General features: G+C 39.3%; 22 protein-coding genes. 20 read left to right on the plus strand and 2 right to left on the minus strand.

What is annotated here, in order from left to right; translation table 11 throughout:
• Window positions 1-2,303: GBS Bsp-like repeat-containing protein (locus IYQ91_RS03850; protein ID WP_195673125.1), on the plus strand; the 2,303-nt coding region annotated here is incomplete at its 5' end.
• 201 nt (window positions 2,304-2,504) lie between these two features.
• On the opposite strand, the gene mnmE is transcribed toward IYQ91_RS03850, so the two are convergent.
• Window positions 2,505-3,878 (minus strand): tRNA uridine-5-carboxymethylaminomethyl(34) synthesis GTPase MnmE, encoded by a 1,374-nt coding sequence (gene mnmE, locus IYQ91_RS03855; protein WP_195673126.1) that lies wholly within the window; start codon window positions 3,876-3,878, stop codon window positions 2,505-2,507.
• A 355-nt stretch (window positions 3,879-4,233) separates the two neighbouring features.
• Between mnmE and rpiA the strand changes: the two genes are divergently transcribed.
• The 4 genes from rpiA (at window position 4,234) to IYQ91_RS03875 (ending at window position 7,564) form a co-directional block, all read left to right on the plus strand.
• Window positions 4,234-4,923: a ribose-5-phosphate isomerase RpiA gene (gene rpiA, locus IYQ91_RS03860; protein ID WP_195673127.1), complete on the plus strand. Its 690-nt coding sequence runs from the start codon at window positions 4,234-4,236 to the stop codon at window positions 4,921-4,923.
• A gap of 182 nt (window positions 4,924-5,105) precedes the next feature.
• A complete protein-coding gene (locus tag IYQ91_RS03865) occupies window positions 5,106-5,915 on the plus strand; it encodes a purine-nucleoside phosphorylase (RefSeq protein WP_195673128.1) in 810 nt (269 codons plus the stop codon).
• Window positions 5,916-6,098: 183 nt separating this feature from the next.
• The gene (deoD, locus tag IYQ91_RS03870) at window positions 6,099-6,812 is read left to right on the plus strand and encodes a purine-nucleoside phosphorylase (RefSeq protein ID WP_022524449.1); all 714 of its coding nucleotides are present in this window, start codon (window positions 6,099-6,101) and stop codon (window positions 6,810-6,812) included.
• On the plus strand, window positions 6,809-7,564 hold the full coding sequence (locus IYQ91_RS03875; protein WP_195673129.1) for a hypothetical protein: 756 nt from the start codon (window positions 6,809-6,811) through the stop codon (window positions 7,562-7,564). The genes deoD and IYQ91_RS03875 overlap by 4 nt, the downstream gene beginning before the upstream one ends.
• A 58-nt stretch (window positions 7,565-7,622) precedes the next feature.
• Here IYQ91_RS03875 and IYQ91_RS03880 read toward each other — a convergent pair whose 3' ends face one another.
• The gene (locus IYQ91_RS03880; protein ID WP_420705775.1) at window positions 7,623-9,791 is read right to left on the minus strand and encodes an LTA synthase family protein; all 2,169 of its coding nucleotides are present in this window, start codon (window positions 9,789-9,791) and stop codon (window positions 7,623-7,625) included.
• A gap of 248 nt (window positions 9,792-10,039) precedes the next feature.
• On the opposite strand from IYQ91_RS03880, the gene IYQ91_RS03885 reads away from it, so the two are divergent.
• The 15 genes from IYQ91_RS03885 to rlmD all read left to right on the plus strand — a co-directional run bounded on the left by IYQ91_RS03885 (window position 10,040) and on the right by rlmD (window position 24,565).
• A complete protein-coding gene (locus tag IYQ91_RS03885; RefSeq protein WP_195673131.1) occupies window positions 10,040-11,203 on the plus strand; it encodes a class I SAM-dependent rRNA methyltransferase in 1,164 nt (387 codons plus the stop codon).
• Window positions 11,200-11,877: a type I 3-dehydroquinate dehydratase gene (gene aroD, locus IYQ91_RS03890; protein WP_049507947.1), complete on the plus strand. Its 678-nt coding sequence runs from the start codon at window positions 11,200-11,202 to the stop codon at window positions 11,875-11,877. Before IYQ91_RS03885 ends, aroD begins: the two co-directional genes overlap by 4 nt.
• Window positions 11,867-12,721 carry a shikimate dehydrogenase gene (locus tag IYQ91_RS03895; protein ID WP_106384462.1) on the plus strand — a complete coding sequence of 285 codons (855 nt, stop codon included), beginning with the start codon at window positions 11,867-11,869 and terminating at the stop codon, window positions 12,719-12,721. The genes aroD and IYQ91_RS03895 overlap by 11 nt, the downstream gene beginning before the upstream one ends.
• Window positions 12,722-12,731: 10 nt before the next feature.
• On the plus strand, window positions 12,732-13,799 hold the full coding sequence (gene aroB / locus IYQ91_RS03900) for a 3-dehydroquinate synthase (protein WP_195673132.1): 1,068 nt from the start codon (window positions 12,732-12,734) through the stop codon (window positions 13,797-13,799).
• A gap of 33 nt (window positions 13,800-13,832) precedes the next feature.
• On the plus strand, window positions 13,833-14,999 hold the full coding sequence (aroC, locus tag IYQ91_RS03905; RefSeq protein WP_195673133.1) for a chorismate synthase: 1,167 nt from the start codon (window positions 13,833-13,835) through the stop codon (window positions 14,997-14,999).
• Window positions 14,999-15,835: a sulfite exporter TauE/SafE family protein gene (locus IYQ91_RS03910; protein ID WP_195673134.1), complete on the plus strand. Its 837-nt coding sequence runs from the start codon at window positions 14,999-15,001 to the stop codon at window positions 15,833-15,835. Before aroC ends, IYQ91_RS03910 begins: the two co-directional genes overlap by 1 nt.
• The gene (locus IYQ91_RS03915; RefSeq protein WP_003030976.1) at window positions 15,832-16,212 is read left to right on the plus strand and encodes a DUF1634 domain-containing protein; all 381 of its coding nucleotides are present in this window, start codon (window positions 15,832-15,834) and stop codon (window positions 16,210-16,212) included. The genes IYQ91_RS03910 and IYQ91_RS03915 overlap by 4 nt, the downstream gene beginning before the upstream one ends.
• A 9-nt stretch (window positions 16,213-16,221) precedes the next feature.
• Window positions 16,222-17,328 (plus strand): prephenate dehydrogenase, encoded by a 1,107-nt coding sequence (locus IYQ91_RS03920; RefSeq protein WP_195673135.1) that lies wholly within the window; start codon window positions 16,222-16,224, stop codon window positions 17,326-17,328.
• An 11-nt stretch (window positions 17,329-17,339) separates the two neighbouring features.
• Window positions 17,340-17,678, plus strand: a complete 339-nt coding sequence (locus IYQ91_RS03925; RefSeq protein WP_003023972.1) for a YlbF/YmcA family competence regulator — start codon at window positions 17,340-17,342, stop codon at window positions 17,676-17,678.
• Window positions 17,679-17,892: 214 nt separating this feature from the next.
• Window positions 17,893-18,807 (plus strand): L-lactate dehydrogenase, encoded by a 915-nt coding sequence (locus IYQ91_RS03930; protein WP_195673136.1) that lies wholly within the window; start codon window positions 17,893-17,895, stop codon window positions 18,805-18,807.
• Window positions 18,808-18,925: 118 nt separating this feature from the next.
• On the plus strand, window positions 18,926-20,209 hold the full coding sequence (gene aroA, locus IYQ91_RS03935; protein ID WP_195673137.1) for a 3-phosphoshikimate 1-carboxyvinyltransferase: 1,284 nt from the start codon (window positions 18,926-18,928) through the stop codon (window positions 20,207-20,209).
• Window positions 20,202-20,678 carry a shikimate kinase gene (locus tag IYQ91_RS03940; RefSeq protein ID WP_195673138.1) on the plus strand — a complete coding sequence of 159 codons (477 nt, stop codon included), beginning with the start codon at window positions 20,202-20,204 and terminating at the stop codon, window positions 20,676-20,678. The genes aroA and IYQ91_RS03940 overlap by 8 nt, the downstream gene beginning before the upstream one ends.
• Window positions 20,675-21,508, plus strand: coding sequence for a prephenate dehydratase (pheA, locus tag IYQ91_RS03945; RefSeq protein ID WP_195673139.1), 834 nt, complete (start codon window positions 20,675-20,677; stop codon window positions 21,506-21,508). Before IYQ91_RS03940 ends, pheA begins: the two co-directional genes overlap by 4 nt.
• A gap of 12 nt (window positions 21,509-21,520) precedes the next feature.
• Window positions 21,521-22,858 carry an LCP family protein gene (locus IYQ91_RS03950; protein WP_195673140.1) on the plus strand — a complete coding sequence of 446 codons (1,338 nt, stop codon included), beginning with the start codon at window positions 21,521-21,523 and terminating at the stop codon, window positions 22,856-22,858.
• 75 nt (window positions 22,859-22,933) lie between these two features.
• Window positions 22,934-24,565 carry a 23S rRNA (uracil(1939)-C(5))-methyltransferase RlmD gene (gene rlmD / locus IYQ91_RS03955; protein WP_195673141.1) on the plus strand — a complete coding sequence of 544 codons (1,632 nt, stop codon included), beginning with the start codon at window positions 22,934-22,936 and terminating at the stop codon, window positions 24,563-24,565.
• Window positions 24,566-24,580 lie beyond the last annotated feature (15 nt).

The raw sequence follows: 24,580 nt of genomic DNA on the forward strand, positions 1-24,580 counted from the left end.
ATGGTGTTCGTGAAGTGAAATTACCGACCTGGTCTAATGTCAATGGTCAAGATGACATTATCTGGTACACAGCGACAAAGCAAACTAATGGAACCTATAAAGTAACAGTAAGGGCAGTAGATCACAAATTTTCTACAGGACTCTATCATATTCACCTTTATTACATTCAAAATAATGGGAAATTGGTTGGCGTGGGTGGAACAACTACAGAGCTTTCATTTGGACGACCTCAAGGAAAAGTGACTATTGCTAATAATAATCCTGACACAGGAACATTTGATGTCCTTATTTCCAATGTTTCTAGTCCTTATGGCATTCGTGAAGTGAAAGTTCCAACTTGGTCCAGCATCGGTGGTCAAGATGATATTATCTGGTATACTGCTAAGAAGCAAGCCAATGGAACTTACAAAGTAACAGTTAAAGCGACTGATCATAAAAAATCAACTGGGGAGTATAATATTCATGTATATTATATCCAAGAAAATAATCAGTTGATAGGAGTAACAGGAACAACGACAACGGTTTCGATTGCGCATCCTAAAGGTACTTTGACTATCGCGAATAACAATCCTGACGCAGGAACTTTTGATGTGATTGTCTCAGGCGTTTCCAGTCCAGATGGTGTTCGTGAAGTGAAATTACCGACCTGGTCTAATGTCAATGGTCAAGATGACATTATCTGGTACACAGCGACAAAGCAAACTAATGGAACCTATAAAGTAACAGTAAGGGCAGTAGATCACAAATTTTCTACAGGACTCTATCATATTCACCTTTATTACATTCAAAATAATGGGAAATTGGTTGGCGTGGGTGGAACAACTACAGAGCTTTCATTTGGACGACCTCAAGGAAAAGTGACTATTGCTAATAATAATCCTGACACAGGAACATTTGATGTCCTTATTTCCAATGTTTCTAGTCCTTATGGCATTCGTGAAGTGAAAGTTCCAACTTGGTCCAGCATCGGTGGTCAAGATGATATTATCTGGTATACTGCTAAGAAGCAAGCCAATGGAACTTACAAAGTAACAGTTAAAGCGACTGATCATAAAAAATCAACTGGGGAGTATAATATTCATGTATATTATATCCAAGAAAATAATCAGTTGATAGGAGTAACAGGAACAACGACAACGGTTTCGATTGCGCATCCTAAAGGTACTTTGACTATCGCGAATAACAATCCTGACGCAGGAACTTTTGATGTGATTGTCTCAGGCGTTTCCAGTCCAGATGGTGTTCGTGAAGTGAAATTACCGACCTGGTCTAATGTCAATGGTCAAGATGACATTATCTGGTACACAGCGACAAAGCAAACTAATGGAACTTATAAGGCATTCATTAAAGCAAGTGATCATAAGAATTCAACCGGTTTGTACTATATTCATTTGTACTATGTTCAAAACAATGGAACATTAATTGGAGTAGGCGGTACATCAACCAATGTGACAATTTCTGCGGAAAACCTTAAACCAACTGGAAAAATCACGATTCAAAATAATAATCCTAAAACAGGAACATTTGACGTGGTAGTGTCTAATGTTTCCAGTCCTTATGGTGTTCGTGAAGTGAAATTGCCAACTTGGTCTAGTGTGAATGGTCAAGATGACATCATTTGGTACACTGCTGCGAAACGATCAGACGGTACCTATAAGATAACTGTGAAAGCGAGTGACCATAAGAACTCAACCGGAGAATACAATATTCATTTGTATTACATTCAAAACAATGGTAAACTCGTTGGAGTGGCGGGCACCACAGTACAAGTTTCTAAAACGTCTTATCCGACACCATATTATTCTCAACGTGATAGTCGTTGGGCAAGACGAACTTATGGTGGCTATACGTTTGCTGCAACAGGCTGCGTTCCAACGACAGTCGCTATAGCAATTTCTGGTATTACAGGACAGACTGTCTTGCCAACGACTGTGGCCGATTATCTCTATCACTCTACGAATGAATTTAATAAGAGAAGTTACGGAACAACGAGCCACGGAATTGTATTAGCAGCACGGCATTGGGGCCTAAAAACAGAGACTTTAGGGTCAACTGCAGCTGTGCGAGAAGCACTTGCTATGGGACACCATGTGCTTGGTGCAGTAGGAACCAGTATATTTGCAAATTATCCTGTTACGCATGAGCTAGTCATGAGGGGCTATAACAACGGAATGACTTACGTAATGGATCCGTATAATGCTAATAATAATGGCTATTATTCAGTAGATTATTTATTTAGAGTACGGAGTTTGGATCCAACTGATAATACAGAAGGTTCTCCGTTCATGACAATTAGATCGTAATGTTGTGTCTGCTCTGTGAGAACGAAGTTTCTGCCATTTTATCGGTTTAGTAATGAAAGGCTGAAACTACGAACTAAAAATTTTAAATGTTTAGTTCTGTCTTATTCTCTTTTTGATGAAAAGTAAGAAGCTCTATGATTTCTAAGGTTATTCCTATAGAAATCATAGAGCTTACTTGTTTTTGTTCGAATTTGTTTACTATTATTTTCCCAAACAAAATTGGCTGAAAAGTTGGCTAATGAGTTCATCAGGAGCGGCGTCACCTGTTATTTCACCAAGGATTTCCCAGGTCCGAGTCAGATCTACTTGCACTAAGTCAACAGGCATTCCTAAATCCAGTCCCTCATTGACAGCTTGGAGACTTTCGACAGCTTTTTCAATCAGAGAAATATGGCGAGCGTTAGAGAGATAAGTAGCGTCTTGTTCTACAATGCCTGCATTTTCAAAGAAAAGTTGGTTGATTCGTTCTTCGATTTTATCAATATTTTGATTTTGAAGAACAGAAATCTTGATAAAGTCATCGGGAAGCTGGTCAACTTCAATCTTTTCTTCTAAGTCGGTTTTATTGAGCAGCAAGATACGGTTGGTGTCTTGACTGATTTCTAACAGTTTGCGGTCTTGTTCTGTCAATGGCTCGCTTGCATTCAGCACAAGAAGCACAAGGTCAGCGTCTTGGAGCACTTTTTTGGAACGTTCTACTCCGATTTGTTCGACAATATCATCTGTATCACGAATACCCGCAGTATCAATCAACTTGAGTGGCACTCCGTTGATGTTGACATATTCTTCAATGACATCGCGAGTGGTTCCAGCAATGTCCGTTACAATAGCCTTATCTTCACGGAGCAAGTTGTTAAGGAGACTAGATTTTCCGACATTAGGGCGACCAATAATAGCAGTCGAAATTCCTTCGCGTAGAATCTTACCGCGGCGAGCTGTTTTTAAAAGTTGGGTCAGCAGTTTTTCAAATTCAGCTGTTTTTTCACGCAACAGTTTGGTAGTCATTTCCTCAACATCGTCGTATTCTGGATAGTCAATATTGACCTCGACTTGAGCTAGTGTGTTAAGAATTTCCTGACGTGTATTATTGATGAGGTCGGACAGAGAGCCGTCCAGTTGTTTGACGGCGATATTCATGGCTTTGTCCGTTTTTGCCCGAATAATGTCCATAATAGCCTCTGCTTGCGTCAAATCCACACGTCCATTGAGAAAGGCTCGCTTGGTAAATTCACCAGGTTCCGCCATTCTAGCACCTTCTCGAATAGCTAATTGGAGAATTTCGTTGGTCACAGCGATTCCACCGTGGGTGTTAATCTCAATCACGTCTTCGCGCGTGAAGGTTTTAGGAGAACGCATAGCTCCAATCATAACTTCATCTAAGATTTCGTTTTTTTCTGGGTCAATAATGTGCCCATAATTTAGTGTGTGACTGGCAACGGTACTCAGATCTTTTCCTTTGAAGATTTTTTGAGCAATGGCAAAGCTGTTCGTCCCGCTCAGTCTAACAATGCCGATAGCTCCTTCACCAAGAGGGGTAGAAATGGCAGCAATCGTATCAAATTCTTTGGTTATCATCAATTTAATCCTTATAATGTGTTTATGCAATCTATATTCATTGTAACGCAAAACAAGGTTCGTCGCAAGATTTTTACATGCTGTTTTTGTTCAAATAAATTCATCATCTCTTTTTAATACAATAAAATAAATTTTAAGAAAGCTTCAAATATCATTCGTTTATTCATTTGATATATCAAATTATAGCAAAGAAAATCTGGAATTTTTGGTGTTTTATAATCAAGAAAAATAGAATATTCGGATTTTAGAATGTTTGTAAAAAAGGGATCATTTAAAAAGAAAGTGGTTTCATTTTTTGGGTGCTAAAGTTGGCAAATCATGGTATACTAGAAGCAGATTGAATAAAGGAGCAAAAATGGAGAACCTCAAAAAAATGGCAGGAATCAAAGCTGCAGAATATGTGAAAGACGGTATGGTAGTTGGTTTAGGAACGGGTTCGACTGCCTATTATTTTGTGGAAGAAGTTGGACGGCGTATCAAGGAAGAAGGACTGAAAATAACAGCAGTTACAACTTCAAGCACAACGAGTGAACAAGCTCGGCGTTTAGGTATTCCTTTGAAATCAATTGATGAAGTAGATGAAGTAGACGTGACCGTTGACGGAGCTGATGAGGTGGATACTGACTTCAACGGTATCAAAGGCGGTGGCGGCGCTCTGCTTATGGAAAAAGTTGTTGCAACTCCAACCAAAACCTACATTTGGGTAGTTGATGAAAGTAAAATGGTTGGTAAACTAGGTGCTTTCAAATTACCGGTAGAAGTCGTACAATACGGAGCAGAACAGCTTTTCCGTCGTTTTGAACATGCAGGCTATAAACCGTTATTTCGTGAAAAAAATGGGCAGCGCTATGTCACGGATATGCAGAATTTCATTATTGATCTTGACTTAGGCGTGATTGAAAATCCAGTCGAATTTGGGCAAAAGCTAGATCATGTAGTTGGCGTTGTGGAACATGGACTCTTTAATCAAATGGTGGATATGGTCATTGTTGCTGGAAGAAATGGCGTGCAAATTTTAAAATCAACCAAATCAAAAGGAGAGTAGAATTTTATGTCACATACAATTATATTCATGTCATTGTCATGGATTCAGTCCGAATTGGTACTGCATTAAGTGCTGTTCAAAAAGAACAGGAAAGATTAGAATATGCTCTTGAGAGTGGGACATGATTGTGCCATTCAACATTTTTCGAGTGAAAATTAAAAAAGATAAAAAAGGATAAAAATATGACTTTAATGGATAAAGTTAACGAAACAGCACAGTTTTTAAAAGACAAAGGAATGACCGCACCAGAATTTGGTTTGATTCTCGGTTCTGGTTTGGGAGAATTAGCTGGTGAGATTGAAAATGCTGTCAGCATTGACTATGCAGGCATTCCAAATTGGGGTCGCTCAACAGTGGTGGGGCATGCTGGTAAATTGGTTTATGGCGATTTAGCAGGTCGGAAAGTACTGGCTTTGCAAGGACGTTTTCATTTTTACGAAGGAAATCCGATGGAAGTGGTGACATTCCCTGTTCGTGTGATGAGAGCACTAGGTTGTGAAGGTGTCATTGTCACAAATGCTGCCGGAGGGGTTGAATATGGTCCTGGCACTTTAATGGCTATTTCAGATCATATCAATTTAACTGGACAAAATCCTCTAATTGGAGCGAATTTGGACGAATTTGGACCACGCTTCCCAGATATGTCTGATGCTTATACAAAAGTTTATCGTGAAAAAGCGCATGCTGTAGCCGAAAAATTAGGTGTTGACTTGAAAGAAGGAGTTTATCTGGGTGTTACCGGTCCAACCTATGAAACGCCAGCTGAAATCCGCGCTTTCCAAACCTTAGGTGCAAGTGCTGTTGGTATGTCAACTGTTCCAGAAGTAATTGTGGCAGCCCACTCAGGCCTGAAAGTATTGGGAATTTCAGCTATTACAAACTTTGCAGCTGGTTTCCAAAGCGAGCTAAACCATGAAGAAGTGGTGGAAGTGACTGAACGAATCAAAGAAGATTTCAAAGGACTTGTAAAAGCAATCCTTGCAGAATTATAAAAAACATAAATGTAAAAAGAGTCGAAGATTGAGCTTACAATCATATCTCTTTCTGAACTCAACTAAAAACGAAAGGAATGAAACCTGCACGAAATCCTTTTTGAGAAGAATAAGCTCCTAAGAAAAGTTTTTTAGCGCTTGTACTTTTCAGTTTGGGTTTTTGACGGGCTTGGTATCTTACTTATGTCAATCCATATTGCAGCAAAACAAGGCGAAATTGCCGATAAAATTTTACTACCTGGAGACCCACTCCGTGCCAAATTTATTGCCGAAAACTTTTTAGAAGATGCTGTATGTTTTAATGAAGTTCGCAACATGTTTGGTTATACAGGGACTTATAAGGGGCATCGTGTTAGTGTTATGGGAACTGGAATGGGAATTCCGTCTATTTCGATCTATGCTCATGAATTGATTGTGAACTACGGCGTGAAACGTTTAATTCGTGTAGGAACGGCTGGTTCCTTGAATAAAGACGTTCACGTACGTGAATTGGTATTAGCGCAAGCAGCAGCGACAAACTCAAATATCATTCGTAATGATTGGCCTCAATATGACTTTCCGCAAATTGCAAGTTTTCGTCTTTTAGATAAGGCTTATCACCTTGCCAAGGATTTTGGTATGACTACGCATGTTGGAAGTGTCTTATCATCAGATGTTTTCTACTCCAACTATGGTGAAAAAAATATCGAACTTGGTAAAATGGGAGTTCTGGCTGTGGAAATGGAAGCGGCAGCTCTTTACTATCTAGCTGCTCAATATAATGTCGAAGCACTTGGCATTATGACCATTTCAGATAGTTTAGTTCATCCAGATGAAGACACAACAGCGGAAGAACGACAAACGACTTTTACAGATATGATGAAAGTCGGTTTAGAAACGCTTATTTCAGAATCATGATTGAAAATTTAGACGTCAAAGAAGAGATAATTTACGCTATTTCTCGCTATGATTATGCTCATGCCTATAAATTGGCTCAAAGACTGAACGATGCAGAATCAAAGCTAGTTGAACTTTTGTATATCATGGCAGAGCGGAGAGAGTTGAATATTCACCCTGCTATGGAATATCAGTTGAAAATTAGAAATGATTTTCAACTTTTTTGTCATGATTCTGAGGAAGATGAGCAATTAGCGAATTACCTATATGACTTAGAAGCAAAGCTCAAAAACGAACAAGTGATTGACTTTATTCGTGCTGTTAGTCCGGCGATTTATCGGATTTTTATGCGTTTGATTAAGCAAGAAATTCCTGATATTGAATCTTACATTCATAATTCTAGAGAAGCGAGTTACGATCGTTGGAATTTTGAAAAGATGAAAAATACAGGACACCCCATTTTGAGCACTTTTCATGCTGAAAGTCCAGTTCATTCTTCTAGTCTGGCTAGCTTGATTTTACTGTTGGATTTACCAGAGCAAGTTAAAATCATGGTCAAAGAATTACGAAAGTTGGAGAAATCCGTTCGGAACCCATTGGCGCATTTGATTAAACATTTTGATGAAGAAGAATTGCATTCCACTACAGGTTTTTCTTCTCAATTTTTTATGGAAATATTGATTTTGTTGGCGCAAGCAACAGGCATTACTTATGACGAAGAGCAGTTTTACTTTGATCGGGTTAATCAAGTCATCAAAATATTGCTAAATTAAGTGTTTTGTTTCATTATAAAATCCCATACAGTTCATTTTACTTGTATGGGATTTTTGGTTATTTAGAAGAAGAGCTGGATTCTTCTGTTGATGAGGAGGAACCGCTACTTGTTGATTCAAATTGTTCAGGGTGAAGAGCACGATAGCTTGGGGAATTAAACAGATCAACAGTTGAATTACCACCTCGTTTGCTATAAAGACTTGTAGATTCATCACCTTTTTTCTTTTCAATAGATAATAATGATTTAAGTGAATTAGTGTAAGAATAATCCTTAGGGTTCACTTTTCCTAAATCATTTCCAGTATAGAAGCGAAGCAAGTCTCCGGTTTGAATCAGGTCACTCATTTTCAACTGCTCATTGGTTGTATTGCGGATTTTTTCCAATTCTGCCTTAGTTGTTTCATCTGGATTGGTAATTTCTTCTCCTGTTTCTGTGTAGTAAGTACGTCCACTGTAGCTAGTATACTTAGGAGTTACAAAATAGTTTGATGAACGAAAGGCAACGGTTTGCTGATGTTTTGGAGAGAGTAAATCTTGTCCGACTTGTAGGTATTGTTTAGAATCAATACCGAGCAAATGTTCTAAAGTAGGCAAGAGGTCAACTTGTCCGCCATAGGTATTAACGACTTTTCCTTTTGTCATGCCAGGAATAACAACCATATAAGGAACTCTTTGCAGCATAGCATTGTCATAGCTAGACCAAGTTTCAGAATTTTTGCCTAGTAATGGCGCCAGCGAAGGATTCCGTGAATTAGAGATACCGTAGTGGTCACCATAAAGAACGATGATTGAATTCTCATAAAGACCAGACGCTTTTAAGTAGTCAAAGAATGATTTAACGGCAGAATCTAGATAATTGGCCGTTGCAAAATAACCATTGATTGTTTCATCCTTGGTTGAAGCAAGTGGAAAACCAATCTCGTCTCCAATCAAGCTAGTTGTATAAGGATAGTGATTAGAAACGGTGATGTATTTTGCATAAAATGGTTGTTGTAAATGTTCAAGATATTTAATAGAATCTTTGAACATAATCTTATCGTTCAGACCGTATTGGAATGAATTTGTTTTGTCTTGCTTAGAGAAGTAAGAAGAATCGAAGAAATAGTTATATCCCCATTGTTTGTAAGTGGTGTTTCGATTCCAGAAGCTACCAGCATTTCCGTGGAAAACGGCACTAGAATTATATCCATTTTTTGAGAGAATATACGGAGCAGCTTGTTGCGTGTTTGTTCCGCCATAGTTTACCATAAAGGAACCCTGATTGAGACCAAACAAACCAGTTTCTAGCATGGTTTCTGCATCAGATGTTTTTCCGGCTTTTACTTGATTAAAGATATTAGAAAAAGCAAAAGTTGAGTTGGAATGATATAGTGAGTTGAGGAAAGGTGTTACTTCGTATTCTTTGCCATCAGACTTTAATTTATAGCCAATCAGGAATTGTTGGAAACTTTCTAAATGAAGATAGATGACATTTCTACCTTTAGCAATTCCGTAATACTCTTTATTTGGCTCGGCATAGTGTGACTTGACGTATTCTTCAACTGGTTTCAAATCTTCAGCACTTGCTTTAGAGCGTTCTTTGTTGGCGCTATAAGTCTGATTAGCACTATAGCCAAGAAATGCTGGCAACCCTAGGGCGCGGACAACATAATAATTAGAGAAGCCGCGTGTCAATAACTCTGGGCGGTCAACTTCCGCTAAAAAGAGGTTGGCTGAAAAGAGCATACTAGATAGAGCAGTAATAGCAAAGCTAGCTCGCTTGTTGAACGACCGATCATCCAAACGAATCCATTTCTTATAGAAAAGAAAACCTAAGATTGGAAAATCAATGATGTAAATCAAATCTCCAGGTCTAAATAACTCAAGAGCAGCTTCTCCTAGACCAGCAGAAACGCTACTTGAAGCCAACATGGTATTAACAGTGACAAAATCACTAAACTCGCGATAATAGATTGAATTTGAAATGAGCCAAACAAATAATAAAATGTAAAGCGTAACTGCAAGAATGTAAAAAACCTTGGTTCTCTTAATATAAAGTGCTAGCCCAATCAGTAATAATCCTAATGGAAGAGGATTGATGATAGAGAGAAAGACTTGATAAGCGCCTTGAATATCTAGATTAAAATCAACAGAATAGGCCCACATGGTTTTAAGCCAATAAAGAGTCAGTAAGGTCAAGACAAAACCTAGTCTTGTACTCATGAAGTTGAGTATCTTCCTAGTCATAGTTTTCACAAATATATACTTCCTTGTCTTATTTCCTAAAATTTTCACTACTAAGTATAACATATTTTTGATTTAATTTGGTAATTTAAAATGTTGCATTTTCTTTTGCTAGATAAAAAACAGAGAAAGGATTTTTATCCATTGAGAATAAATAGAATTTTTACATATGAACACATTTTTTGCAATCATTTTGTAATAAGTAGTACATTTTTTTGAGAAAATTCATAACATTTGATATAATAGAGCTTATGAAACAGCTTACGATTCCTTCTTATACTGAAGAAAACATAAAAAAAGGACGATTTGTTTTAGAAAAACAAGATTTTCCTTCACTTTCTTTTCATCATCAAGTTGTAGAACTGGTAAATGCAAAAGGAAATTTTGTAGGTATCGCATACTTATCAGAGCAAAACAAGGGTATCGGCTGGTTTATCTCACAGAAGAAAGTAACTTTAGATGTCTCGTTTTTCTGTCAGTTATTCCAATCTGCGAAAGAAAAGCGACAAGTTTATCAACAATCAAAAGAGACAACAGCTTACCGCCTTTTTAATCAAGAAGGAGATGGTTTTGGTGGGTTGACAATAGATTTGTATCAAGAATATGCTGTTTTTTCTTGGTATAATCTCTTTGTTTACGAGATTAAAGATACCATTGTTCAAGCATTTCAACAGGTCTTTCCAGAAGTTACAGGAGCGTATGAGAAAATTCGTTTCAAGGGTTTGAATGTTGAATCCGCTCATTTGTATGGGCAAGAAGCACCAGCATTTTTCACGATTTTAGAAAATGGTGTTCGCTATCAAGTGTTTTTAAACGATGGATTGATGACGGGAATTTTCCTCGATCAGCATGAGGTACGTGGTAGCTTGGTAGACGGTCTAGCAGCTGGCAAGTCGCTGTTAAATATGTTTTCCTACACGGCAGCTTTTTCGGTTGCGGCAGCCATGGGAGAAGCCAGCCAGACGACCTCTGTTGATTTGGCAAAACGCAGTCGTGAATTGTCGGAAGCACATTTTAGAGAGAATAATCTTGACTTAAGCAACCATACATTCTTTGTAATGGATGTGTTTGACTATTTCAAATATGCAAAACGACATGGTTTGACTTATGATGTAATTGTGTTAGATCCGCCGAGTTTTGCAAGAAATAAAAAACAAACTTTTTCTGTGGCGAAGGATTATCATAAGTTGATTGCTCAGTCTTTGGAAATTTTAAATCCCCAAGGGATTATCATTGCTAGTACAAATGCTGCGAATGTTTCACGTACTAAGTTTAAAAAAGAAATTGAAAAAGGTTTTGCAGGAAGCAAGCACCGTTATTTGAAAGAATACGGTTTGCCAGCAGATTTTACTTATAATAAAAAAGATGAAAGAAGTAATTACCTCAAGGTATTTACCATTAAGGTGGACAAATGAAATTAGTCGTATCAGTGATGCCGAAAAATTTAGAGGAAGCGCAGAATATTGATAGCTCGCGTTATGATGACGCGGACATTATTGAATGGCGTGCTGATTTTTTAGCAAAAGATGAGGTTTTGACTGTTGCACCTGCTATTTTTGAAAAATTTGCTGGTCGTGAATTGATTTTCACTTTGAGAACAATTGACGAAGGTGGAAATATTGAATTGACGGATGATGAATATATTTCTACCATCAAGGAAATTTCAACGATTTATCAGCCGGATTATATTGATTTTGAATATTTTTCTCACAAAAATAGATTTGAGGAAATGTTGGATTTTCCAAATCTTGTTTTGAGCTATCATAATTTTGAAGAAACGCCTGAAAACATGATGGAAATTTTATCTGAATTGACCAGTTTGACACCAAAAGTGGTGAAAGTTTCTGTTATGGCGCGCAGCGAGCAAGATGTACTAGACTTGATGAACTATACGCGTGGTTTTAAAACTTTAAATCCAAATCAAGATTTTGTAACGATTTCCATGGGACAAATTGGAAAGATTTCGCGGATAACAGCAGATTTGACAGGCTCAAGCTGGTCGTTTGCAAGCTTGGATGAATCCAGTGCACCAGGTCAAATTTCTCTTGCCAATATGAAGCAAATTCAGGAGATTTTGAATGAAAATTGACGGCTATACTCGTTTAGCGGCGGTTGTCGCCAACCCAATCAAACACAGTATTTCTCCTTTTATCCATAATGCAGCGTTTGAGCAAACGGGTGTTAATGGAGTTTATGTGGCTTGGGAAATCTCACAGGATGACTTGAAAGCAACTGTTGAAAATATTCGCCGCTATAATATGTTTGGAATCAATTTGTCTATGCCTTATAAACAGGCTGTGATTCCTTTTTTAGATGAAGTGACACCTGCTGCGCAGATGATTGGGGCGGTGAATACTGTCGTGAATCAAAATGGAAAATTGATTGGTTATAACACAGATGGCAAGGGATTTTTTATGAGCTTGCCTTCTTTTGTCATTAAAGGCAAAAAAATGGTCATGCTTGGAGCTGGTGGAGCTGCGACAGCGATTATTGTGCAGGCAGCTCTAGATGGTGCTGAGGAGATTTTTGTGTTTACGCGCCATTCCTCTTTTGAACGCATTTCACAGAAAATGAAGAAAATTCAGCAGAAAACTGCAACGAAGATTTGGGTATTACCATTAGAAAATCAAGAATTATTGCAAGAAAAAATTAATGTTTCCGCTTTATTGGTCAATGGGACCAGTTTAGGCATGGACGGTAAGGCTTTACCGATACCAAGCAGTATTCGTTTACCACATTCACTTCTTGTGGCAGATGTGATTTACCAGCCGTTTGAAACCCCATTTTTAAAATGGGCAAAAGGACAAGAAGTTGAAGTAGTGAATGGCTTGGGAATGTTGTTGTATCAGGCGGCAGAAGCATTCAAATTGTGGACAGGAAAAAAAATGCCAACGAAAGAAATTTGGCAGGCATTGGAAAAAAAGTACAAATAAGGGGTTGCCTATGAAATTAAATGTGAATATTCCCAATCATCCTTACGATATTGTCATTGAAAAAGGTACTTTAGCCAAAGCTGGAGAATGGCTGGCAAGTTTATGGTCAGCTCAAAAGGTCGTTGTTATCACAGATAATCATGTGGCAAGTCTGTATGCTGAAACGGTTAAATGTAGCTTAGAAGTTGCTGGTTTTGAAGTGTTTGTATTTGATTTTCTGGAAGGAGAAGCTAGTAAAAATTTAATAACGGTCAATAAAGTTTATGAATTTCTCGCTAAAGTAGGGATGACTCGCAGTGATGGTATTGTTGCCTTGGGTGGCGGTGTGGTTGGTGATTTGGCTGGCTTTGCAGCTTCAACTTATATGCGAGGTATTCATTTTGTACAGATACCGACGAGTTTGACGGCTCAGGTAGATTCTTCGATTGGTGGGAAAACAGGAGTCAATACGCCGTGGGCTAAGAACATGGTGGGTACTTTTACTCAGCCGGACGGGGTTCTGATTGACCCAGATGTTTTAAAAACTTTAGGGCAACGTGAATTGATTGAAGGCATGGGAGAGGTCATCAAGTATGGTTTGATTGAGGATGTGGAGCTGTGGCAGGAACTGTTTGACATGGATGGTAGTCCAAAATCCATTTTGGAGCACGCAGAAAGTATCATCTATCATTCTTGCAATGTCAAACGAAAGCTAGTAGTGGAAGACGAACTTGACAATGGTGTGCGCCTTTATCTAAATTTTGGACATACGATTGGTCATGCAGTGGAGGCGACTGCTGGTTATGGCAAAGTCATGCACGGAGAAGCTGTGGCTATTGGAATGGTTCAGGTAGCGCGTGTAGCAGAAAAAAAGGGGCTGATGCCTAAAGGAATTACCACAGATATTGAGCAGATGTGTCGCAAATTTGGGCTTCCAGTTGATTATCAACCTTGGCGACAAGAAGAACTCTATCATGCCTTACTTCATGATAAGAAAGCTCGGGGCAAGACAATCAAATTAGTCATTGTTCCAGAATTAGGCAGGGCAGCCATTCATCAGATTCCTTTAGAAGAAATGAAAGATTATTTAGAAAAGTAAGTGCTAAATAGCAACAACAGATGAGGTAACGGAATGAGATATTTAACTGCTGGGGAGTCACATGGACCGCGTTTAACAGCTATCATTGAAGGAGTGCCAGCTGGGCTTCCTTTGACAGCTGACTACATCAATGCAGAATTGAAACGTCGTCAGGGCGGATACGGTCGTGGAGCTCGTATGAAAATAGAGAGTGACAAAGTGGAAATTACTTCTGGTGTTCGGCATGGGCGAACCATGGGGGGGCCGATTACACTCAATGTGACCAATCTAGATCATCAAAAATGGTTGGACATCATGAATGTAGCAGATGTGGAGAACAAGAAAAAAGGGCTGCGCAAGATTACCAAACCTCGTCCAGGTCATGCAGATTTGGTCGGCGGTATGAAATATCGTTTTGACGACTTGCGCAATTCATTGGAGCGCTCTTCTGCGCGTGAAACGACCATGCGGGTTGCGGTGGGAGCTGTTGCTAAGCGTCTTTTAGAAGAAATCGGAGTTGAGGTAGCTAGTCATATCGTAACTTTCGGTGGCATTGACATTGAGGTTCCGGAAAATCTGACCGTTTCTGAAATCAAGAAACGTGCTCGTCAGTCAGAAGTTTCGATTGTCAATCCAGAACGTGAAGAGGAAATTAAAGCCTATATTGATCAGATAAAGAAAGATGGTGACACGATTGGTGGAATTGTTGAAACCATTGTCGGTGGTGTGCCAGTTGGACTAGGTTCCTATGTTCAATGGGATAGAAAACTAGATGCTAAAATTGCTCAAGGAGTGGTTTCTATCAATGCATTTAAAGGTGTGGAATTTGGAGTTGGTTTTGAAGCAGGGCGGCTTAAGGGCAGTCAGGTGATGGATGAAATAATCTGGTCTAAAGAGGACGGCTTTACTCGTCGTACTAACAATCTAGGTGGTTTCGAGGGCGGTATGACCAACGGAGAACCTATCGTAGTGCGCGGAGTGATGAAGCCAATCCCAACTCTCTACAAGCCACTTATGAGCGTTGATATTGAGACACACGAGCCTTATAAAGCAACGGTGGAGCGAAGCGATCCGACAGCTCTTCCAGCTGCTGGTGTTGTTATGGAAGCTGTTGTTGCAACAGTGCTTGCAACTGAGGTTTTGGAGAAATTCTCTTCAGACAATCTGAAAGAATTAAAAGAAGCCGTTCAACAACACCGCGATTATGTGAAAGGATTTTAATGCTCACCTATATTTTTACAATGACTTTGGTCGGAATTTTTGCAGGAATTTTGGGCGCTTTATTAGGACTTGGAGGCGGAATTGTTATCACGCCTGTACTCACTCTCTTATTTGGAGTAGACATTAAGTATGCGGTAGGAGCCTCTATTATTGCAGTTTTAGCAACTAGTTCAGGGTCTGCGATTGCCTATCTCAAAGATGATATGCTCAATCTGCGAATTGCCATGTTTTTGGAAATTTTTACGACTTTAGGAGCTTTTGTAGGTGCTATGTTATCAGTGATAACAGATTCACAAGTCCTTTTCTTACTTTATGGCGTTCTCATGCTCTTTCAAGCATTTAATATGTACCAGAAGATTCATGATAAAAAGGACAATCAGAATGTGAGTCACAATGATGCTATCGCAGAGAAATTAAATCTTGGTGGTGAATATTTTGACAAAGGTCTCAATCAAACAATCAAGTATCAAGTGACCAATGTCCCTGGTGGCTCTGTTGTCATGTTCTTTGCAGGTGTTATGTCGGCGCTTTTAGGAATTGGTGCGGGTGCTTTCAAAGTATTGGCCATGGATACTGTTATGAAAATGCCTTTAAAAGCTAGTTCAGCAACTTCTAACTTTATGATGGGAGTGACAGGAACGGCTTCAGCTATCTTTTACCTTTTTATAGGACAAATCAACCCGGTATTAGTTACACCAATCGCCTTGGGTGTTTTAGCAGGTTCTTTCATCGGAAGCCGCATCATGCCTTATGTACCTGTAAAAGTATTGCGCTGGATTTTTCTAGTCGCTTTATTAGCTCTGGGTGTGCAGATGTTTATACGAGGTATGCAATGACAGATAAAATGCAAAAAGAAAAAGAAGAGCTGGATTTGGTCATGGGGAAAATTCTTCGCATAGGGATTTTTCTCTCCATTCTTTTTATGTTTATTGGCTTGGTTCTTTACCTTTTTAGTGGTCAGCAGGTCATTTCTTTAAAGAATTTGGAACAGTTTAATCCAGTTGCCTATGTGAAGAGCCATTCCATTTTTGATGCAGTGACGTTTATGTTACTAGGGGCTTTTATGCTTATTTTGACACCGATTTTTCGAGTGATTTCAACTTTTATCATTTTTGTCAAAACAAAAGATAAAATGTATACGATTTTCACAGCGATTGTTATGGTTATTATTTTAGTGTCGATTATTCTGGGATTTATCGTTGAGCCAAAGTAAGGAGTAAGCATGGAAAAGAGAGTTATTTATATTGCAGGTCTTGGTTTGATTGGTTCATCAATCGCGCTTGGAATTCGACGTGATCATCCAGACTATACTATATTAGGTTACAATCGTGGCGAAGAATCCCGAAAAATTGCCCTTGAAAAACGCATGGTGGATCAAGTGACCAATCAGTTTGCCGAATTTGCTCCTCTGGCAGATGTGATTATCCTTGCTGTTCCTATCAAGCAAACCATTGAGTTTATCAGGCAATTAGCAACTCTAGATTTGAAAAAAGATGTGATTATCTCAGATGCAGGTTCTACCAAAGCTGAAATTGTAGCTGCTGCTGAAGAAGCTCTAAAGGAGAAAACCATTCGCTTTATAGGTGCTCATCCAATGGCTGGTAGCCATAAGTCAGGTGCTAGTGCAGCAGATGTAAATCTCTTTGAAAATGCCTATTATATTTTTACTCCGTCTCATTTGACGAAAGACGGCACGATAGCAGAAATGAAGAATCTCTTATCTGGTCTGCATGCTCGCTTTATCGAAATTGATGCCAAAGAGCACGATCGTGTCACCAGTCAAATTAGCCATTTCCCGCATATTCTCGCTTCTAGTCTTATGGATCAAGCCGCTGCCTATACTCAGCAACACGAGATGACGCAGTATTTCGCTGCTGGAGGATTTCGTGATATGACACGGATTGCAGAAAGTGAGCCGGGCATGTGGACTTCGATTTTGTTGACAAATCCAGATGCTATTTTAGAGAGGATAGAGGATTTTAAGAATCGTTTGGATACTATTTCAGGTGCCATTCAGAATAAAAATGAAGATGTGATTTGGAATTTCTTTCAGCATGGTCGCCAAGTGCGAAAAGCTATGGAAATTCATAAACGAGCAGGTGTGGATAGCTTTTATGACATTTTTATCAATGTTCCCGATGAAGAAGATGCTATTTTAGGAGTGTTGGAACTTCTAAGGGGAACATCCATTGTTAACATTCACATCAATGAAGAAAATCGCGAAGATATTAACGGAATTTTGCAAATCACCTTTAAAAATCGCGAAGATTTAGAAAAATCTGCTAAAATAATAAGAGAAAAGACACACTATCAAGTCTTTTTAGATTAAGGAGGAAGACTATGTCAAATATTTATGATTTAGCAAATGAATTAAGCCGTACTCTGCGAGACCTTCCTGAGTACAAAGCTGTTGTCGAAAGCAAAAAAGCAGTAGATGCTGATAGTGAAGCAAAGAGTCTTTTAAAAGACTATCTAGCTTTCCAGCAAGAACTGCAGGGCATGGCGCAATCAGGTCAAATGCCAACGCAAGAAGTGCAAGACAAGATGAAGTCGTTTGGGGATAAGATTCAAGGCAATCCTGCCCTGACTGAATTTTTCAATAAACAACAACAATTGTCTATTTACTTGGCTGATATTGAACGTATCATTTTTGATCCGGTTCAAGAATTGTTGAAATAAGGTTATGATTCAAGCTGATTCAAGATTTTGGTCAGCTTTTTATGTGCATGAAATCCATAGGAGAAGAAAGGATTCAACAAATTAGCGAGAATTTTCTGAATATTCCCACTAAATACTTGTTTTTTACTAATTTCTGAGTATAATGAAATGTATCAACTAAACAGATTTTCAGTTTAATGATGAAGCTGAACGGTGTATTTTGTGGAGGTGCTTTATGTCACGTAAAATTGTGATTATTGGTATGGGAAATGTTGGTGCCGCAGTCGCGCATGGTCTGATTGCGCAAGGTGCTTTTGATGATTATGTGTTGATTGATAAAAATGAAGCGAAAGTCAAAGCAGATGCACTTGACTTTCAGGACGCTGCAGCAAATTTGAATCATCACGCAAATATTATTGTTAATGATTATCAGGCATTGGCAGATGCGGATGTGGTGGTGTCAGCACTGGGCAATATCAAATTACAAGATAACCCCAACGCCGATCGATTTGCGGAATTACCCTTTACATCCAAGGAAGTTCCTTTTGTCGCTGAACAATTGAAAAAAGTTGGATTTACAGGGATTATCATTGTTATTAGTAATCCAGTAGATGTCATTACTAGTCTTTATCAACACTATACTGGTCTGCCTAAAGAGCGTGTTATTGGAACGGGAACGCTACTGGACACAGCTCGTATGAAACGTGCAGTTGGTGTTCGCTTTGGTGTCGATCCTCGAAGTGTTTATGGCTACAATCTTGGAGAACATGGGAATTCTCAATTTACAGCTTGGAGCCAAGTACGGATAAAAGGGCAACCGATTTCTACATTTGCTTCAGTCGAGGAGTTGGATGAAATTGCTCTAGAAGCCCTTAAAGGAGGGCATACCGTCTTTTATGGCAAAAAATACACATCTTATGGTATTGCGAGCGCAGCTATCCGTTTAGCAGTAGCCCTTGTATCGGATTCGCATGAAGAATTGCCAGTATCAAATTATTATCAGCCATTAGACACCTACCTGAGTTATCCAGCGATTGTAGGACGTGAGGGAATTGTTGAGCAAGTCAAACTTAGTTTAACGGAAAAAGAGGAAGAAAAATTAGCGTATTCTGCACAATTCATCAAGCAAAAATTTGCAGAAAGTTTATAATTTTAAGAGGGTGAGGAAAAGTTGAATTCCACGAAATGAAGCTTTTTCCCCGCTCCCTTTTGTTTCCCTTCTCTTTTTATGGTACAATATGTAAAAAGAATCAGGTATGAGGTTTTCTATGCAGTTACGTACAAATGCAAAGGGATTAGCTGGGTGCATTCGTGTGCCGGGTGATAAGTCTATTAGTCATCGATCGATTATGTTTGGTAGTTTGGCCAAGGGAGTGACAACGGTTCATGATATTTTGCGTGGTGAAGATATTTTATCCACCATGCAAGTTTTTCGTGATTTAGGTGTTCAAATTGAAGATGATGGCAATGTAGTAACGATTCATGGAGTGGGTTTTGCTGGTCTTCAAGCGCCGACAAACAAGCTGAATATAGGAAATTCTGGAACCTCTATTCGCTTGATTTCAGGTGTATTAGCTGGGCAGGATTTTGTGGCGGAAATGTTTGGTGATGATAGTTTATCTAAACGTCCTATGGATCGCATAACGATTCCTCTTCGTCAAATGGGGGTGCAAATCGCTGGGCGAACCGAGCGTGATTTGCCACCGCTCACCATTCATGGGAATAAGAACTTACAGTCTATTCATTACACCTTGCCTGTAGCGTCTGCTCAGGTTAAATCTGCTTTGATATTTGCGGCTTTACAAGCTCAAGGCGAGTCTGTCATTGTGGAAAAAGAAATGACCCGCAATCATACAGAAGATATGATTAAACAATTTGGTGGTCAGATTTCTGTCAATGGAAAGGAAATCCGCGTTCAAGGTGGGCAAGAGTTTACTGGGCAGAATGTGTTGGTACCAGGAGATATTTCTAGTGCGGCTTTCTGGATAGTGGCAGGACTTATCGTTCCTAATTCTAAGATTATTTTGGAAAATGTCGGTATCAATGAAACACGGACTGGCATTTTGGATGTTGTCAAGGCTATGGGGGGAAATATAAACTTGTCCAATGTAGACAATATTGCTAAGTCTGCCACCATAACGATAGAGACGTCTGAATTAGTCGGCACAGAAATTGGCGGAGAAATTATCCCACGTTTAATTGATGAATTGCCAATCATTGCACTTCTGGCCACTCAAGCTAAGGGGCAAACGGTGATTCGTGATGCGGAAGAATTAAAGGTAAAAGAAACAGACCGTATCCAAGTTGTGGCAGATGCACTAAATAGCATGGGGGCTGATATTACTCCGACAGAAGACGGCATGATCATCAAAGGGAAAACGTCTCTTCACGGTGCTAAAGTTCATACATTTGGCGACCACCGAATTGGCATGATGACAGCTATTGCAGCTCTTTTGGTAAAGGACGGTCAAGTCGAGTTGGAGCGCGCCGAAGCTATCAATACGAGCTATCCAAATTTCTTTGATGATTTGGAGGACTTACTTCATGGCTAAGATTTTGATTGGTTTCATGGGGGCTGGAAAGTCAACGGTTGCTAGCTTGCTAGATGAAAATTTTATCGATATGGATGAGCTTTTGTCAGAGAGACTGGAAATGCCGATTAAAGAATATTTTGAGCAGTATGGCGAAGCAGCTTTTCGGCAAAAAGAAAGTGAATTATTAAAAGAATTGCTACAGTCAGAACGAGCCATCTCAACCGGTGGTGGCATCATCAGCAATGCTCAAAATCGCGAGTTGTTAAAGCAGAACGCTGAAAATATTTATTTAAAAACGGATTTTGAGACACTTTACCAGCGTCTTGAAGAGGATCAAGAACACCAGCGCCCACTTTATTTGAACAATAGCAAAGCTGATTTGAAAAATCTTTTCGATCAACGTCAGGCTTGGTATGAAGAAGTGGCTACAAAAGTTATTGATGTGACTACTTTGACACCAAAACAAATCGTGGAGGTGTTGCAATGAAAATTGGATTTTTAGGTCCGAAAGGGTCTTTTTCTCATCATGTGGCACAAGAAGCATTTCCAGCAGATACGTTAGTGGCTTTTGAAAATATCACGGAAGTTGTAAAAGCCTACGAGACAGGAGAAGTGGATTATTCTGTAGTGCCAGTTGAAAATTCAATTGAAGGAAGCGTTCATGAAACATTGGACTACCTTTTTCATCAGGCAGCCATTCATGCTGTGGCAGAAATCGTCCAGCCAATCAAACAACAATTATTGGCACCGGCAGCTGATAAGCCAATAGAAAAAATCTTTTCTCATCCGCAGGCAATTGCGCAGGGGAAAAAATATGTTTGCCAGCATTATCCACAAGCTAAAATCGAAATAACGGCTAGTACAGCTTATGCGGCTCGTTTTGTGGCTCAGCATCCAGAAGAAAATTATGCAGCTATTGCGCCAAGGAGTGCAGCTAGTGAATACGGTCTGCAGATTATTGCAGAGAATATTCAAGAAATGGACGAGAATTTCACCCGTTTTTGGTTGCTGGGACAGTTGATTCCGACTTTGCCATTATATCCTAAGGAAAAGAAACTCACGCTTGCTTTGACTTTGCCAGACAATTTGCCCGGTGCTTTATACAAAGCTCTCGCAACTTTTGCTTGGCGAGGGATTGATTTGACAAAGATTGAAAGCCGCCCGTTGAAGACCGCTTTGGGAGAATATTTTTTCATTGTGGACATCAATAATGAAAAAGAGGATTTAGTGTCATTTGCGATGAGAGAGCTAGAAGCAATTGGCATTACTTATAAAATTTTAGGAAATTACACCGTTTATACTATTTCAGAACAGTAGATTGGAGCAATCATGGATAAAAAATCAGATAATCTCAGCCACCATGAGCAGTTGAGACTGGACTATCTTTACAAAAATATCCATTATTTAAATGAACGCGAGAAAAAAGAATATCAATATCTTCTTAGAAAGCAAGAAGGAGACCAAAGGGTAGAGTCAGCTCGTGAAGCAAGAGCTACCTTTTCTGACCAACAAGTGCCTGAGAATTTTGGTTACACCGAGCAGGGACTCCCTCAATATCCAGAGAGAAGTCGCCGTAATAAACGTTCTAAATCAGAACGTGTATCAACTAATGTGGCTGAAAGTGTTGTAGAAAATACACCCAAGCCTAAAAAGGAAAAGCGGCATAGAAAAATACGTGTGAAGCGGATTCTAGCTTGGCTTGCTTTAATTTTGGTTCTCATTGTAGGGGGCATGTTGTTCATGTTTATAAAAGGCTTGAACACTTCAAAAAATAACCCAAATGCCAAAGCTGCCCAAACAGAAGTCTTTAATGGGAAAGATACCAAAGACGGCGTGAATATACTTATTTTGGGTACAGATGGACGAATTGGTCAATCTTCTTCTGAAACGCGGACCGATTCAATCATGGTCTTAAATGTTGGTGGAAAAAATAAAAAAATGAAACTCGTCAGTTTCATGAGAGACACGCTCGTTCACATTGATGGAGTGAGTCAAGGTTCTGGTTATGATCAAAAGTTAAATGTAGCATATGCCATTGGGGAGCAAAATAACAATCAAGGCGCTGAATTGGTACGTCAAGTGCTGAAAGACAATTTTGATATTGACGTTAAATATTATGCCTTGGTTGACTTTTCGACCTTTGCGACAGCTATCGATACCCTTTTCCCAAATGGTGTTGAAATGAATGCGAATTTCTCGACTATCAATGGCGAAAAAGTGAGTGAAGTTCAGGTGCCAGATGACCTCAATATGAAAGACGGCGTGGTCCCAGAGCAGACGATTAAGGTTGGCAAACAGCGAATGGACGGACGCACGCTTTTGAATTATGCGCGTTTCCGTAAAGATGACGAAGGAGATTTTGGCCGAACACGTCGCCAACAAGAGGTGATGAGCGCGATTATTCAGCAAGTCAAAGACCCAACGAAGCTTTTTACAGGCTCTGAAGCGCTTGGAAAAGTATTTGCTTTAACCTCGACCAATGTTCCGTATAGTTTTTTACTAACGCACGGCTTGTCTTCTCTTACCAACGCTCGTAATGGTGTTGAAAAGGTGACCATTCCTGAAAATGGAGATTGGATAGATGCCTATGATATGTATGGCGGTCAAGGCTTACTAGTTGATTTTGAAGCCTATAAAGCAAAATTAGCACAATTAGGACTCAGATAAATGATATAATAGAAAGTGATGATGCGGTCGCTTTCTTTTTTTGGGAAATGGCAGAGCTGATAGAAAGAGAAATATATGTTAAAAAAGAATGATGTGATAGAAGTTGAAATTGTGGATTTGAGCCATGACGGTGCAGGAGTGGCTAAGGCAGAGGGGGTGGTTTTCTTTGTAGAGAATGCTCTGCCTACGGAACGTATCCGTATGCGCATACTGAAAGTCAATAAAAAAATTGGTTTTGGCAAGGTAGAAGCCTATCTGACGAAATCCCTTTATCGAAACGAAGATGTTGATGTGGCTTATCTGAGGACAGGTATTGCTGACCTTGGGCATCTAAAATATAGTGAGCAATTGAAATTTAAAACCAAGAAAGTTAGAGATAGTCTTTACAAGATTGCTGGAATTGCAGATATCGAAGTGGCACCAACCCTTGGTATGGAGCACCCACTACATTATCGAAACAAAGCGCAGGTTCCTGTTCGCCGTGTCAATGGACAGCTAGAAACGGGATTTTTCCGAAAAAATTCGCATGATTTAATGCCAATTGAGGATTTTTATATTCAGGATTCAGTTATTGACCAAGTCGTTTTGGCAGTGCGGGATTTGCTGCGTCGTTTTGACCTGAAACCTTACGATGAGAAAGAGCAATCTGGTCTGATTCGTAATATTGTGGTTCGTCGTGGACATTACTCTGGTGAAATCATGGTTATTTTAGTGACAACTCGTCCCAAAATTTTCCGTATAAATCAGTTAATTGAGCGATTAGTCGCGCAATTTTCGGCTATTAAGTCTGTCATGCAAAATATTAACAACCAGCCAGGTAATGCGATTTTGGGGAAGGAATTTCGTGTACTGTATGGACAAGATTATATTACTGACCGCATGCTAGAGAATCACTTTCAAATTGCTGCCCCAGCATTTTACCAAGTCAATACAGAGATGGCAGAGAAGCTGTATCAAACGGCGATTGATTTCGCTGAGTTGAATACAGAAGATATTGTAGTGGATGCCTATTCGGGGATTGGCACCATTGGATTGTCAGTTGCGAAACATGTCAAAGAAGTCTATGGCGTGGAGGTCATCCCCCAAGCAGTTGAAAATAGCAAAAAGAATGCTGAGCTAAACGGTATTAGCAATGCCCATTATATTTGTGATTCAGCAGAAAATGCTATCAAAAAATGGCTGAACCAAGGTATAAAACCTAGTATCATCATGGTCGACCCACCACGTAAAGGCTTGACTGAAAGTTTTATCAAATCAAGCGTCAGTATGAATCCAAAGAAAATCGTCTATATTTCCTGCAATGCCGCCACCATGGCACGTGACATCAAGCTCTATCAAGAACTAGGCTATAAACTCACAAAAGTTCAGCCCGTGGATTTGTTTCCAATGACGCATCATGTGGAGACAATTGTGTTGCTTTCAAAACTAGATTCTAAGAAATATATTAGTGTAGAACTTCCGATGGATGATATGGATTTAACAAGTGCTGAAAGTAAGGCAACATATAAACAAATTCAAAACTATGTTTTGGAAAAGTTTGGGGTTAAAGTATCTACTCTGTACATTGCACAAGTTAAGAAAAAGCATGGTTTAGAAGTTAGGGAACACTATAATATTTCAAAGAACGAGAACCAGAAAGTTCTACAGTGCTCAATTGAAAAGGAAGAAGCTATTTTGGATGCGTTGAAGTACTTTAAGATGTTGTAATATTAAAACAATAGG

The organism is Streptococcus sp. HF-2466 (assembly GCF_015594645.1).
Taxonomy (GTDB): Bacteria; Bacillota; Bacilli; order Lactobacillales; family Streptococcaceae; genus Streptococcus; species Streptococcus anginosus.

Bases quoted from the DNA above. Each gene is read 5' to 3' on its own strand.
- IYQ91_RS03880 (WP_420705775.1), bottom strand. From the start codon at position 9,791: ATGACTAGGAAGATACTCAACTTCATGAGTACAAGACTAGGTTTTGTC.
- IYQ91_RS03895 (WP_106384462.1), top strand. From the start codon at position 11,867: ATGAAAATTGACGGCTATACTCGTTTAGCGGCGGTTGTCGCCAACCCA.
- aroD (WP_049507947.1), top strand. From the start codon at position 11,200: ATGAAATTAGTCGTATCAGTGATGCCGAAAAATTTAGAGGAAGCGCAG.
- IYQ91_RS03885 (WP_195673131.1), top strand. From the start codon at position 10,040: ATGAAACAGCTTACGATTCCTTCTTATACTGAAGAAAACATAAAAAAA.
- pheA (WP_195673139.1), top strand. From the start codon at position 20,675: ATGAAAATTGGATTTTTAGGTCCGAAAGGGTCTTTTTCTCATCATGTG.
- rlmD (WP_195673141.1), top strand. From the start codon at position 22,934: ATGTTAAAAAAGAATGATGTGATAGAAGTTGAAATTGTGGATTTGAGC.
- rpiA (WP_195673127.1), top strand. From the start codon at position 4,234: ATGGAGAACCTCAAAAAAATGGCAGGAATCAAAGCTGCAGAATATGTG.
- IYQ91_RS03915 (WP_003030976.1), top strand. From the start codon at position 15,832: ATGACAGATAAAATGCAAAAAGAAAAAGAAGAGCTGGATTTGGTCATG.
- IYQ91_RS03865 (WP_195673128.1), top strand. From the start codon at position 5,106: ATGACTTTAATGGATAAAGTTAACGAAACAGCACAGTTTTTAAAAGAC.
- IYQ91_RS03925 (WP_003023972.1), top strand. From the start codon at position 17,340: ATGTCAAATATTTATGATTTAGCAAATGAATTAAGCCGTACTCTGCGA.
- deoD (WP_022524449.1), top strand. From the start codon at position 6,099: ATGTCAATCCATATTGCAGCAAAACAAGGCGAAATTGCCGATAAAATT.
- IYQ91_RS03910 (WP_195673134.1), top strand. From the start codon at position 14,999: ATGCTCACCTATATTTTTACAATGACTTTGGTCGGAATTTTTGCAGGA.
- IYQ91_RS03950 (WP_195673140.1), top strand. From the start codon at position 21,521: ATGGATAAAAAATCAGATAATCTCAGCCACCATGAGCAGTTGAGACTG.
- IYQ91_RS03875 (WP_195673129.1), top strand. From the start codon at position 6,809: ATGATTGAAAATTTAGACGTCAAAGAAGAGATAATTTACGCTATTTCT.
- aroA (WP_195673137.1), top strand. From the start codon at position 18,926: ATGCAGTTACGTACAAATGCAAAGGGATTAGCTGGGTGCATTCGTGTG.
- IYQ91_RS03930 (WP_195673136.1), top strand. From the start codon at position 17,893: ATGTCACGTAAAATTGTGATTATTGGTATGGGAAATGTTGGTGCCGCA.
- aroC (WP_195673133.1), top strand. From the start codon at position 13,833: ATGAGATATTTAACTGCTGGGGAGTCACATGGACCGCGTTTAACAGCT.
- mnmE (WP_195673126.1), bottom strand. From the start codon at position 3,878: ATGATAACCAAAGAATTTGATACGATTGCTGCCATTTCTACCCCTCTT.
- aroB (WP_195673132.1), top strand. From the start codon at position 12,732: ATGAAATTAAATGTGAATATTCCCAATCATCCTTACGATATTGTCATT.
- IYQ91_RS03920 (WP_195673135.1), top strand. From the start codon at position 16,222: ATGGAAAAGAGAGTTATTTATATTGCAGGTCTTGGTTTGATTGGTTCA.
- IYQ91_RS03940 (WP_195673138.1), top strand. From the start codon at position 20,202: ATGGCTAAGATTTTGATTGGTTTCATGGGGGCTGGAAAGTCAACGGTT.